The organism is Ramlibacter henchirensis, from assembly GCF_004682015.1.
Taxonomy (GTDB): Bacteria; Pseudomonadota; Gammaproteobacteria; order Burkholderiales; family Burkholderiaceae_C; genus Ramlibacter; species Ramlibacter henchirensis.
This window is the reverse complement of sequence record NZ_SMLM01000002.1, coordinates 566,835-579,064: the sequence shown is the minus strand read 5'-3', so window position 1 is coordinate 579,064 and position 12,230 is coordinate 566,835. Positions and strand designations below refer to the sequence as shown.

General features: G+C 68.8%; 13 protein-coding genes. 6 read left to right on the top strand and 7 right to left on the bottom strand.

Annotated features, from left to right (window positions below):
* Positions 1-50: 50 nt before the first annotated feature.
* The 5 genes from EZ313_RS15510 to EZ313_RS15490 all read right to left on the bottom strand — a co-directional run bounded on the left by EZ313_RS15510 (position 51) and on the right by EZ313_RS15490 (position 4,741).
* A complete protein-coding gene (locus tag EZ313_RS15510) occupies positions 51-1,055 on the bottom strand; it encodes a Bug family tripartite tricarboxylate transporter substrate binding protein (RefSeq protein WP_135264187.1) in 1,005 nt (334 codons plus the stop codon).
* 13 nt (positions 1,056-1,068) lie between these two features.
* Positions 1,069-2,244: a 4-hydroxybenzoate 3-monooxygenase gene (locus tag EZ313_RS15505; protein WP_135264669.1), complete on the bottom strand. Its 1,176-nt coding sequence runs from the start codon at positions 2,242-2,244 to the stop codon at positions 1,069-1,071.
* Entirely contained in the window at positions 2,244-3,086 is an 843-nt protein-coding gene (locus EZ313_RS15500; RefSeq protein ID WP_135264186.1) for a class III extradiol dioxygenase family protein, read from the bottom strand. The genes EZ313_RS15505 and EZ313_RS15500 overlap by 1 nt, the downstream gene beginning before the upstream one ends.
* Complete coding sequence (locus tag EZ313_RS15495) at positions 3,086-3,448, bottom strand: protocatechuate 3,4-dioxygenase (protein ID WP_135264185.1); 363 nt, start codon at positions 3,446-3,448, stop codon at positions 3,086-3,088. The genes EZ313_RS15500 and EZ313_RS15495 overlap by 1 nt, the downstream gene beginning before the upstream one ends.
* A gap of 156 nt (positions 3,449-3,604) precedes the next feature.
* A complete protein-coding gene (locus EZ313_RS15490) occupies positions 3,605-4,741 on the bottom strand; it encodes an MBL fold metallo-hydrolase (protein ID WP_205960405.1) in 1,137 nt (378 codons plus the stop codon).
* Positions 4,742-5,328: 587 nt separating this feature from the next.
* On the opposite strand from EZ313_RS15490, the gene EZ313_RS15485 reads away from it, so the two are divergent.
* The 3 genes from EZ313_RS15485 (at position 5,329) to murI (ending at position 6,851) form a co-directional block, all read left to right on the top strand.
* Entirely contained in the window at positions 5,329-5,577 is a 249-nt protein-coding gene (locus EZ313_RS15485) for a hypothetical protein (RefSeq protein WP_135264184.1), read from the top strand.
* Between the two features lie 62 nt (positions 5,578-5,639).
* Positions 5,640-6,059, top strand: coding sequence for an arsenate reductase (glutaredoxin) (gene arsC, locus EZ313_RS15480; RefSeq protein ID WP_135264183.1), 420 nt, complete (start codon positions 5,640-5,642; stop codon positions 6,057-6,059).
* A gap of 12 nt (positions 6,060-6,071) precedes the next feature.
* A complete protein-coding gene (murI, locus tag EZ313_RS15475) occupies positions 6,072-6,851 on the top strand; it encodes a glutamate racemase (protein ID WP_135264182.1) in 780 nt (259 codons plus the stop codon).
* 19 nt (positions 6,852-6,870) lie between these two features.
* Here the strand turns inward: murI and EZ313_RS15470 are convergent, their stop codons facing one another.
* Entirely contained in the window at positions 6,871-7,734 is an 864-nt protein-coding gene (locus EZ313_RS15470) for an IclR family transcriptional regulator domain-containing protein (RefSeq protein WP_135264181.1), read from the bottom strand.
* An 80-nt stretch (positions 7,735-7,814) separates the two neighbouring features.
* Between EZ313_RS15470 and EZ313_RS15465 the strand changes: the two genes are divergently transcribed.
* Genes EZ313_RS15465 through EZ313_RS15455 form a run of 3 tightly spaced genes read left to right on the top strand, consistent with a single transcriptional unit; the run spans position 7,815 to position 11,225 of the window.
* On the top strand, positions 7,815-8,810 hold the full coding sequence (locus EZ313_RS15465) for a Bug family tripartite tricarboxylate transporter substrate binding protein (RefSeq protein ID WP_135264180.1): 996 nt from the start codon (positions 7,815-7,817) through the stop codon (positions 8,808-8,810).
* Between the two features lie 14 nt (positions 8,811-8,824).
* Positions 8,825-10,240 carry an FAD-dependent oxidoreductase gene (locus EZ313_RS15460; RefSeq protein WP_135264179.1) on the top strand — a complete coding sequence of 472 codons (1,416 nt, stop codon included), beginning with the start codon at positions 8,825-8,827 and terminating at the stop codon, positions 10,238-10,240.
* A gap of 10 nt (positions 10,241-10,250) precedes the next feature.
* Positions 10,251-11,225 (top strand): Bug family tripartite tricarboxylate transporter substrate binding protein, encoded by a 975-nt coding sequence (locus EZ313_RS15455; RefSeq protein WP_135264178.1) that lies wholly within the window; start codon positions 10,251-10,253, stop codon positions 11,223-11,225.
* Between the two features lie 27 nt (positions 11,226-11,252).
* Here the strand turns inward: EZ313_RS15455 and EZ313_RS15450 are convergent, their stop codons facing one another.
* Positions 11,253-12,188, bottom strand: a complete 936-nt coding sequence (locus EZ313_RS15450) for a LysR family transcriptional regulator (RefSeq protein ID WP_135264177.1) — start codon at positions 12,186-12,188, stop codon at positions 11,253-11,255.
* Positions 12,189-12,230 lie beyond the last annotated feature (42 nt).

The following is a 12,230-nucleotide window of genomic DNA, read 5'->3' as shown; positions in this document are numbered from 1 at the left end:
CCCGAACAGGACGGGAGCGGGTACTGCAGAGCTGAGCGAGAGGCGCCGGCTCAGGTCGCCGTGATCTTGCGCTCGCGGATGACGGCTCCGTACCGCTTGCTGTCTTCGCGCATCAGGGCGTCGAACTGCGCCGGCGTCATCGGGGTCGCATCCGCCGCAAGGTTCGCGATCTGCTGCTTGGCGGCGGGCGTCGCGAGGATCGTGTTGATCTCGCGGTTGAGGCGCTCGACGATGGGGGCCGGCGTGCCGGCGGGCGCGTACATGCCGTGCGTGGTGCCCGCATCGAAGTTCTTCAGCCCCGCTTCATGCAGCGTCGGGATGTCCGGGTAGAGCGGCGAGCGCTGCGGCGCGCCGATGGCCAGCAGCTTCAGCTTGCCCGACTTCACGTGCTGCAGGGCGATGCCCGGGTCGAAGTAGAAGTCGATCTGGCCCGCCAGCAGTTCCTGCAGCGCGAGCGATGCGCCGCGGTAGGGCACGTGGACGGCGAACACGCCGGCCTGGCTCTTGAGCATCTCGCCGGCCAGGTGCAGCCCCGTCGCATTGCCCGCCGAACCGTACGTGGCCTTGCCCGGATTCTTCTTCAGGTACGAAAGGAATTCGGCGACGTTGCCGGCGGGGAAGTCGCCGCGCGTGACCAGGAAAAGATTCAGCCGCGCGAGCGCCGCGACGGGCGTGAGGTCCTTCGCCGGATCGAACGGCATCTTCGCAAACACATGCGGATTCGTCGTGATGGTGCTGCCGGCCGTCATCAGCAGCGTGTAGCCGTCGGGCGGGGCCTTGGCCACCGCCTCGGCGCCGATCATGCCGCTCGCGCCTGCACGGTTCTCGATCACCACGGACTGCCCCAGTGCCTGCCCGAGCGGTTGGGAAATCGCGCGGACCAGCGCATCGGGGGAACTGGCGGGCGGGAAGTTGCAGATCACCTTGACCGGGCGCGAAGGCCACTTGTCGTCCTGCGTCACGCCCACGCGCGGGAGGACCAGGCCGGTGCCCAACCCCACGGCGGCCTGCGCCAGGAACCTGCGCCGGCGGTGCGAAAGCGGAACGTCGTGCATCCCTTGCTCCTGTTCATGCCTCCACCGGCAGCCCGGTGAAGTTTTCCGAGAATTCCAGCCGGCCGGGGGCGTGCATCGTCATGTACTCCAGGTCGGCGCGCTGCAGGCGCCGCACGAACGGCTCGTCGCCGCGGAACTGGTGCGTCATCGTGCACAGTCCCGAGGAGAAGCGCTGCACCAGCCACATGCGCTTGAGGCAGATGTCCGAGTAGCGCTCCAGCCATTGCCCGTTTTCGTTCCGGTACTGCTCCGTGAGCGCCCGCGCCAGGACCTTCACGTCGGCCAGGGCGGAGTTGAGTCCCTTGGCGCCCGTGGGCGGCACGATGTGGGCGGCGTCGCCGGCCAGGAAGAGGCGGCCGTACTGCATCGGCTCGGCCAGGAAGCTGCGCATCGCCGTGACGCCTTTCTGCGTGATGCGGCCCTCTTCCAATCGCGGCAGGCCCGGCACGTCCAGGCGCTTGTGCAGCTCGGCCCAGATGCGGTCGTCCGGCCAGTCGTCGGGGTTCTCGTCCGGCTCGCACTGCAGGTACAGGCGCGTGACGGTGGGCGAGCGGATGCTCATCATCGCGAAGCCGTCCTCGTGGCAGCCCCAGGTGATGTCCTGGATGGCGGGCTTCGCGTCGGCCAGGATGCCCAGCCAGCCGAACGGATAGATGCGGTCGTAGACCTTCAGGCGGTCCGCGGGGATCCAGGAGCGGCTGATCCCGCGAAAGCCGTCGCAGCCGGCCACGTAGTCGCATTCGAGGCGAAGCGGTTCGCCATCGCGCTCGTAATGGATCACGGGCCTGCCGCCGTCGAGTCCCTCGATGCGCGAGACCGGCGCGTCGTAGACCACGGGCAACCCGCTGCGCTCGCGCGCCGCCATCAGGTCGGAGACGACCTCATGCTGCGGGTACACCCAGGTGTTGCGGCCGCAGACGGATTCGAAGTCGATCGGGTGCGACTCGCCGTTGAACCGGAAATCGATGGCGCGCTGCCTCAGGCCGACCTTCATCACGCGCTCGCCGACGCCGAACTCGCGCATCATCTCGACCGTGCCCTGTTCGAGCACGCCCGCGCGCAACCGCGAACGCACATGCTCCTGGCTGGCACGCTCGATCAGCACCGAGTCGATGCCCTGCAGGTGCAGGATCTGGGCGAGCATCAGTCCGGCCGGCCCGGCGCCCACGATGCCCACCTGCGTGCGCATCACGCGGTCTCCTCGAGCGTCAGCAGGCCCATGCCGGTCGTCATCGGCGCGTAGTAGTTGCGGTGCATCCGCCGGGCGCCCGATGACAGCGCACCGCGCATCACCAGCCACATGATCAGCTCGATGCCCTCGACGCCGTACTTCTCCATCATGGTCTGGTGGGTCAGGGCCGTCAGGCTTTCGGGGTCCTGCTCGATGCGGTCGAGGAACTCGAGGTCTTCCTTCTCGTTCATGGCGCCGAAGTTCGGCCCGGTCAGCTGGTGCGACATCCCGCCGGTGCCGATGATCGCGACCTTGATGTCCTTCTCGTAGCTGTCCACGGCGCGGCGGATCGCCTGGCCCAGCCTGTAGCAACGCCGCGCGGTGGGCAACGGGTGCTGCAGCACGTTCACTTCCACGGGGATGGACGCCACCGGCCAGCCGTTCTCCTGCGGATCGAAGCACAGGTGCATGGGCACGAGGAAGCCGTGCTCGACGGCCATCTCCTGGCAGACCGTGATGTCGAATTCGTCGTACACGAGCGAACTGCACAAGTGCTGCGAGAAGGCCAGGTCGCCGCGGATCGGCGGCAGCGGACGGACCCCGAAGCCTTCATCGGCGATGGGGTAGCTCTCGGCGCAGCCGACCGCGAAGGTGGGGTACTTGTCGAAGAAGAAGTCGGCGCCGTGATCGTTGTAGACCATGATGCAGACATCGGGCTTGAGCCGGCCGAGCCACTCGCGCACCGGCACATACGCATCGAACAGCGGCTTCCACGCGGGCGTGGCCGTCTTGCCGCGGTCGTACGCCCCGCCGATGGAAGGAACGTGGGAGGTGCCGATCCCGGCGACGATGCGGCCCATCAGGTGGCCCCCTTGTCGTTGCGCGTGGCGAGGAACTGCTCGTAGGTCTCGCCGCGCATCTTCGCGCCCATCATGTAGAGGCCGTTGCCGGTCACCACGCCGAGCTTGAGCAGGAAGTAGATGTTGCCGCCCGCCGCGAGCAGGCCGGAGAAGTCGCGCTTGCGAACGAGCTCCTTCTCCTGCTCCGTCAGGCGCCAGGCCGCCATGAAGCCTTCCTCGTCGCGCTTGAACGCGTCGCGGTTGGCGGCCTGCGACAGCGCATTGCACATCTTGTTGATGCGCAAGCCGCGCCAAGAATTGGCGAGGTCGAACACCTCGGAACCCTGGATGCGGATCCCGGGCGTGAGCTGGGGGGTGGACATGGTGTTGGACACTGGAAAAGCTGCGGGACAGTCTAGGTGCGAAGCCGATAGTCGATCTACACAACCATCGCCGAATCCCTCACGCCATGAGTCTCTCTCATCCCGGCAGTCGACCTGCTGAACTGCCGGCCCAGCCGCGGATGGAAGCTGAAGGCCTCAGCGCACGGCCTCCCACCACGCGGTCGACTTGAACTCGCGGTCCGCATCCACCCACTCGCCCAGGCGCGGGGTCACCAGCTCGACCCCCACGCGGGCCGCCTCGGCCACGGTTCGCCGGATCGGCTCGTCCCAGTCGTGGTACGCGAGGTTGAAGGTCGACCAGTGGACCGGGAACATGCGCCGGGCACGCACATCGCGGTGCACCTGCACCGCCTGCTCGGGCGGCATGTGGATGTCCTCCCAGGAGGCGCCCGGCCCGTAGGCACCGATCTTGATGAATGCGATGTCGAACGGGCCCAGGCGCGCGCCGATGTCCTGGAAGTACTTCGAGTAGCCGGTGTCGCCGCTGTAGAAGAAGCGGTGCTGCGGACCGACCACCGACCAGCTCGACCACAGGGTGGAACTGCGATTGCGCAGACCCCGGCCCGAGTAGTGGCGTGTCGGCGTGCACACGATCTGCACGCTCCCGAGCATGCGCTGCTGCCACCATTCCATCTCCTCGATCTGGTTGGCCGGCACGCCCCAGTGTTCGAGATGCGCGCCGATGCCCAGGGGCACGAAGAACCTCGACCCGCGCCGGGCCAGGTGGCGCACGGCCTCCATGTCCAGATGGTCGTAGTGGTCGTGCGAGATGAGGACGGCATCGATCGGCGGCAGGTCGGCCAGCGCGATCGGCGGGGCATGGAAACGCCTCGGCCCGACGGGCAGCGGCGACACGCGCTCGGCGAACACCGGGTCCAGCAGCACGCGCACCCCGTCGATCTCCACATAGGTGCTGGCGTGGCCGATCCAGAAAGCGCGCAGCCCGCTCGACGGCGGCGCGGCCGCCAGCGCCGCTTTGTCCACGGTGAGCACGGGCACGGGTGCCGGCGGCTCACGCACCTCGTTGCCGGAGAACTGGCGCACCGTGTAGTCGACCAGCGACGTCGTGCTCGGCGCCTCCGGCTCCAGGTTGACGAAGCGGCCTTCGCGGTACTGGGGATTGGCCATGGCGCGTGCCAGCCGCGCACCGGCCATGGGGGCTCCGAACTGCGGCTGCGACAAGACGGCCCACCCCGCGGCCACGAGCACTGCGGCCAGCGCGGCCAGCACGACGGCCGTACGCACAACCCAGCGGACAAGCCTGGATTTCATACGGCGGTGGGTGCAGCTGGGGCGCCGGACATGCTCATGGCCCAGTGTGCCGCAGCCCCGGCGCCTCCGGTCTTCGCGCCGGATCGTCGTGGCTTGGGTTCGGCAGGGCTCTTGAACAAGGCCGAGCAGGGTGCGACGAGGGCTGGAGCTCCAAACGTTTTGCGGGCTCGCGTTATTCCGCTGGAGCACGCCGCGGCCACTCTCCCTTACACGTCCGACCTTCCGTTACGCGCATGGATGAGTACCAGGGAGGAGACTTGCGGCAGCGGTTTCCTACGCGCCGGTCGGCGGAAACCTACGAGTGTCGGAGAGCCTCGGAGGTAGACCAGCTCATCAGCGGCGTTCGCGCCAGTCCGGGATCCGGCGGGCGCGGTCATCCGTTTCGGGCTATGGAGGAGGGAGTGGGGCTCCCCATAAAAATGCAGCTCTGCGGCTGCGGCGCGCTGTCTCCTGGCGCTTACTCAAGCCTCTGGCCTGCGGGCCAGGGGCTTTTCTCTTTCTGTCCCGCGGTTGCCTCTTTGGACCGTTCAGCCATCCCCGAAAACCCTAGCTGTCGAGCCCCCGGGCCGGTGCCGTATGCTGGCGCCATGTTGTCCAGCCATCTCCGGTCCCTTGGTTTCATCGCCGCTGCAGCCGGTGCGGCATTGGGCGCCTACGCCAGCCGGGGGACGCCCCTGGCCAGCGCAATGCTGGCGCTGCTCTGTGCCGGCCTGCTCGGCCTTCTCTGGTCGAGAGCGGGGCGGGGGAGGGACGACGACTTGCACGATCCCGGCATCTCGACGCTCGTGTTCCCCCCGGAGTCGAGGTTCGACCAGCCGGTGCTGCCGCCGCGCTGACGGCGCAGTTGCCCCGCGGGCAAGCGCGGCAGCGGGCGTGAGATGATGGCTGGGGAGCCTTCATGTCCGTCACCATCTTCCACAACCCGGCCTGCGGCACCAGCCGCAACACCCTCGCGCTCATCCGGCATGCCGGCATCGAGCCGGACGTCGTCGAGTACCTGAAAACGCCCCCGTCCAGGGAACAGATCCGCCAGCTGCTCGCAGAGATGGGCCTCTCCGTCCGGGAGCTCCTGCGCGAGAAGGGCACGCCCTATGGCGAGCTGGGACTCGGCGACCCGAAGTGGACCGACGAGCAGTTGCTCGATTTCATCCAGCAGCATCCCATCCTGATGAACCGGCCCGTCGTCCGCACGCCGCTGGGCACCAGGCTCTGCCGGCCTTCCGAGGCCGTGCTGGAGATCCTGCCGGTGGGCCCCGTGCCGCCCTTCACGAAAGAGGACGGCGAGGTGGTGCGCGACACCGGGACCCGGCGGTCCTGACAGCTCGCGGACATGGGGTCAGGCAAGCCGATCGGCGTCTTCGACAGCGGCGTCGGCGGCCTCAGCGTCCTTCGCGCGCTGCGGCGCGAGCTGCCGCAGGAGGAGTTCGTCTACTTCTCGGACGCCGGGCATGCGCCCTACGGCGAGCGCGGCGATGCGTTCGTGGCGGAGCGGTCGCGCTCGATCGCGGCGAAGCTGCTCCAAGAGCACCGCATCAAGGCGCTCGTGGTCGCGTGCAACACAGCCACCGCGGCCGCGGTGCACCTGCTGCGCGCCGAGCATGAACACCTGCCATCGGTCGGCGTGGAGCCGGCGCTCAAGCCGGCCGCCCACCTGACGCGCACGGGACGGGTAGCCGTTTTCGCGACCAGGGGAACGCTGGCGAGCGCCAAGTTCCGGGCCCTGCACGACTCGCTGCGAAGCCAGGCGGAGTTCGTGCTGCAGCCGTGTGACGGCCTCGCCGCGGCCATCGAGAACGACAGCCAGGACGAGGTGCGGACCCTTTGCCGGCTCTACGCGCGTTCGGCGGGCGAGTTCGGGAGCGCAGCGGGCCAGATCGACACGCTGGTGCTCGGTTGCACCCACTATCCGTTCGCCGTGCGTGTGCTGGAGGACATCGTCGGACCGGAAGTCCGCATCGTGGAGACCGGCGAGCCGGTGGCGCGGCAGACCAGGCGCTTGCTCGAGCGGCGGGGCCTCCTCAATCAGCGAGGTCAGGCGCAGGTGACGCTTCTCACCAGCGGCTCGGTGACTGCCTTGCACCAGGCCGCGCAGCGCTGGCTGGGTCTGTAGCGTTCCAGGCGAGACCCCTTCAGGTCCGCCAGTCGCACCGTTCGGCCTGCCCGCACCGGAACAGCTCCTCGTGCAGCTCCTGCTGGGCCGCGGCCGCCGCGATGCCGGCCGCGGCAGCCTGCAGCGCAACGAGATGGCGCCGCACCGCTTCGCGCTCCGTCATCGCCTTGCGGTTCCAGTTGATGTTCAGCGCGCCGAACACCCAGCCGGCATGCACCACCGGAACAGCCATGGCCTGCAGCGCGTCGTCGCGCGGCTTGGCTTCGAAGCTTCCTCCGCGGTAGAGCGGATGCCGCAGCGCGTAGCCTCGCTCGCGCACCTGCTGCAGCCTCGTCGCGAGGTCTTCGGTGTGGGCGATCTTCGTGTTGTGGATGTCGTCGCCCGCGCGCGCGGCCTGGATCAATCCGTCGCGGCGTTCGTCCTGCAACGCGGCGAGATACGCCCTGCCGGCGGCTGACCCGAGCAGGTTCACCCGCACGCGTCCCGGCGCGCGGCGGACGTAGAAGCGCGACTGTCGCAGGCTCGATTCCAGCACCCGCATGAAGTCTTCGTCCCCCGTGTGGACCGCCAGGTCCGACGGCCATTCGACCTGCCGGCACAAACTGTCGAGCCAGGGCGCGGCCAGGTCCGCCAGCCGCTCCACCGGGCTGAGGCCCCGGCCGAGCGCGTGGAGCTGCACGCTCGTACGGTAGCGCTGGTCCGTCGTGCTGCGGCGCACAGCCTTCGCGCCGATGAGCGTCTTGAGCAGGCGAAGAAGGGTCGGTCCCGACAGCCCCGTCGCCGCCTGGAGTTCGACCAGCGTCGCCCCCTGGGGTGTGTGCTGCAGCGCTTGCAGGACCTCGAACGCGCGCTCGACGGCGCGGATCGTCTTGACGCTCTCCATCTTTCACGCAGTGTAATTCGAGGCTTTTCTTCTTGGCCGCGAGGGCGGGTGCGCCTTACCGTATCGGCAGGAGACAAGCAATGATTCGATTCGCACCCGGCGTCTCTCGCCGGCACCTGCTTTGCGCTGCCGCGGCACTGGCGGCGGCCGCGCCGTTCCACTCGCTGGCCCAGGCCCGCAAGCTCGCCACGATCACCACCGGCTTCGCGACCGGCGGCTCGCTGGACGTGACCGCGCGCGTGCTGGCGGACCACCTGCGCGGCAAGTACGCGGAGTCGGTGATCGTCGAGAACAAGGCGGGCGCCAGCGGCCGCCTGGCCGTGGAGCACGTCAAGTCCGGCGCCGGCGACGGCAGCAACCTGCTGGTGAGCCCGAGCGGGATGATGGTGCTGTTCCCGCACATCTACCGCAGCCTGCGCTACGACCCGCTCAACGACTTCACGCCGGTCACGCCGCTGGCCAAGTTCCCCTTCGTGTTCGCCATCAGCCCGCTGGTCCCGTCCAACGTGCGCACGCTGTCCGACTTCATCGCCTGGTGCAAGGCCAACCCGAAGCAGGCCTCGTTCGGCTCGCCGGGCGCGGGCACCAGCGCGCATTTCTCCGGGATCATGCTGGGCCGCCGCGCGAACATGGAGTTCGCGCACGCGGCGTACCGCGGCATGGCGCCGCTGGTGCAGGACCTGCTGGGCGGCCAGATCGCCTCGGGCGTGCTCACGCCGGCCGACGCGCTGCCGCTGATGTCATCCGGCAAGCTGCGCCTGCTGGCCACTACCGGCACCACGCGCTCGCGCTTCACGCCCGACGTGCCCACCTACACCGAAGCGGGCTTCCCCGAGATCGTGATCGAGGAGTCCTATTCGCTGTATGCACCAGCGGCCGTGTCGCAGGACACCGTCGTGCAGCTGGCGGCACTCGCGCACGAGATGCTGGCGCGCCCCGAAACCCAGGCGCGGCTCGCGCAGATGGGACTCGAAGCGGCCCCGCAGCAGCCCGCGCAATTCAAGGCCGCCCTCAAGGCGTTGCACGACCGCTGGGGCGGCATCGTGAAGACGTCCGGCTTCACGCCCCAGGACTGAACAAGGAAGTTGACATGAACCAGCAAGAGCAGGCCCTCGGCAGGACGCCGAAGGGCGTTCCCGTCGTCGCCGAGGCCGATGTCGTCGTGATCGGCGGCGGCCCGGGCGGTTTCGCAGCCGCATTGCGTGCGCGCCGCGAGGGATGCAGCGTCATCATGGTCGAGAAGTTCGACATGCCCGGCGGCGTCCACACCTCGGGCCTGCAGGGCGCCGCGAACACCGGCGTCGGCGGCATCCACACCGAACTGATGGAGCGCTTCGAGCGCGAGGGCTGCATCTTCACCGCGGATGAAACCAACCTGCCCGATTGGGCCGGCAACGCGATCTCGCACTACGACTACTACCTGCCACCGGGCAGCCCGTTCAAGCGCGTCTCGTTCAACCCGGACGGCGCCGGCAACATCATGGTGAAGATGCTCGAGGAAGCGGGCGTGCACGCCATCTACGGCGCCAGCTTCGCCGACGTCGAGATGGAGCAGGACGGCGCGGAGCGGCGCATCACCCACGCGATCATCGAGACCGTCGCCGGCCGCCAGGCGCTGCGCGGGCGGGTGTTTGTGGAAGGCACGGGCACCGCGGAAGTGGTGGCGCGCGCGGGCGCACCGTTCGTGCGCGGCGGGGGCCGGCAGCGCGAGACGGTGACGAACGATCCCGAGAAGCGCCCGATCCCCGGCGGGCTGCTGTGGATCATGAGCGGCATCGACTTCGCCGAGACGGCCGCCTACCAGAAGCGCGAGAACGATCCCGCGCTGAGCAAGCTGATCAACAAGGCGCGCGCCGCCGGCGACATCCCGCCCGAGCTGTACCGGCCGCGGATGGAAGGCGGCCGCAACGTCTATGGCGAGCACTACATCGGCCACCCGACGGTGGACATGAGCCCGATCCAGGCGCCCGGCACCTTCATCCTGTGGCAGAACGTGCCCTACGAGTGGGCGCTGCACATGGACGACGACGCGGAACACGCGTCGCGCGCCAAGAAGGAACTGCGCCGCCTGATCGATGCCGAAGCGCGGTTCCTGACGAAGTACGTCCCCGGATTCCAGAACGCCTTCATCTCGCACGTGGGCCGCTACGTCGGCGTGCGCGATGGCCGCCACCCGATCGGCGAGTACGTGTTCTCGATCGACGACGCGCGCGAGGAACGCCGCTTCCCCGACGCCGTGACCAGGCCGATGACCAAGACGTTCTTCTGGGACGCGTACACGAAGTACACGTTCGAAGTGCCTTACCGCTGCTTCCTGCCCAAGGAAGTCAGCAACCTGCTGCTCACGGGCGCGTCGCTCTCGTTCACCTTCGAGACGATCTTCATGGTGATGCGCAACTTCCCGTGGTGCACCCAGACCGGCGAGATCGCGGGCCTGGCGGCGGCCCGCTCCGTGCGGCGCGGCATCACTCCCAAGCAACTGCAGTGGAACGAGCCGCTGTTCTGACGAGGGATCCATGCTGACACGCCGACAGCTCTGCACCGCCGCAGGCGCCGCCACCATCGCGTCCTTCGCCGGCGTGGTCCGCGCGCAGGCCCTGCCCAACACGGTCCGCATCATCGTGGTCGTGCCCCCCGGCGCGTCGATGGACAACGTCGCGCGCGTCACGGCCGAACGCCTGAAGGACTCGCTCAAGCGCAACGTGATCGTGGAATACAAGCCCGGCGGCACCGGCCTGGTCGCTTCGCAGTTCCTCAAGTCCACCGAGCCGGACGGCAGCTGGGTGATGTTCGCACCGCTCGCCGTCGCGTCGTTCTTCCCCTTCCTGTACAGCAGGCTGTCGTTCGACCCCGACACGGACCTCCTGCCGGTGTGCGACGGTGTCCACATCCCGCATGCGTTGACGGCCAGCCCGGGCCTGGGCGTGCAGAACCTGCAGCAGTACCTGGCCGCCGTGAAGGCGGATCCGTTGAAGGGGAGCATCGGCACGTCCAGCATGAGCAGCGTCGGCGCGCTGCTGATGCACCGCCTCCGCCAGATCTCGGGCGCGGACCTGCAGCTGGTCGCCTACAAGGGCGGGACGCCGCTGCTCGCCGACCTGATGGGCAACCAGATTCCCGCCGGCATCTCGGTGATCTCGGACTACCTCGCGCAGTACAGGGCCGGCCGCGTGCGCATCCTTGCGACGGGCGCACCGAAGCGCACCGCACTGGCGCCGGACGTGCCGACCCTGGTCGAGTCCGGCTATCCCGACCTGTATGGCGTTTCGTCGATCGGCTTCTTCATGCGCGGAGGAACGCCGGCGCCGCTCGTGTCGCTGATGTCCAGGGAGATCACCGCCGTGCTGCGGACGCCCGAGGTGCGCACGCGCCTGCTCGACATGGGCGCCGAGCCCGTCGGCGGAACGCCCGAGGAGTTCAGGCGCCTGGTGCTGTCCGAGCGCTCTCGCTGGGCCCCGGTCGCGAAGGCGGCAAACGTACGCGTGGAATGAGTTGCTGCGCGCGGGCCGCGGGCTTGGTCACCGCGCCTCGTGCAGCAGCTCCAGGAACCGCAGGGCCGCCCGGCTGGGAGGCCGCTCCTCCGGCACGATGCTGCCGTACGACTCCAGCGTCCGCGCGAAGCGATAGGGCAGCACCCGGACCTTGCCGTGCTGCGCATCGCCCAGCGCCACGGCTTGCGGGACGACCGCGAGGAACTGCGAGTCGCGCACCAGGTTGATGGTGGTGAGGATCGAGCCCGTCTCGATCAGGCCGCGCGGCAGGCGAAGTTCGTTCTCGCGGAATTCGCGCTCGATCAGGTCGCGCATCGGGCTGCCCGGCGGCTGCAGCACCCAGGGGTAGTCGAGCAGCGCCGGCAGATCGAGCTTGCGCCGGCGCGCCAGCGGGTGGTCGTTGGCTGCGATGAGGGCGAGGGCCTCGTCGTCGATCGCGCGGAATCGGCACGGCAGGTTGACGGTGCCGGTCATGCGCCCGATCACCAGGTCCAGCACTCCCTCGTCGAGCTGCGCCAGCAGCCTGTCGCTGGTGTCGACGGCCACTTCGACGGCCAGCATGGGCATCTCCTGTTTCAGGCGCAGCAGCGCATGGGTCAGGCGGCCGGGCGAGGCGGCCATGATGCTGCCGATCGTGAGCTTGCCGATGCCGCCCGCGCGGATCTCTCCCAGCTCGCGGTTGAGCGCTTCCATGCTGCCGCGGATCGACTGGAAATGCGCGATCACCCGGTCCCCTGCCGCGTTGCGCTGCAGCCCGCGGCCGACCCGCTCGAACAGCCGCTGGCCCAGCGCCGTCTCCAGCTCGTGAAGCATCTTCGTGGCCGCTGGCTGCGTCAGGCCCAGGTGCTCGGCCGCGGCCCGCAGCGTGCCGAGTTCGTCAAGAGCGAGCAGCAGCGCGATCTGCCGCATGCGCAGCCGGTTGAGCAGCTGCGGCGTGCTGTGCTGGCGGTCCACGGAACCCATTGCGTTTCGATAACCTCAGGTGATGCTTCCATCAATTGGATT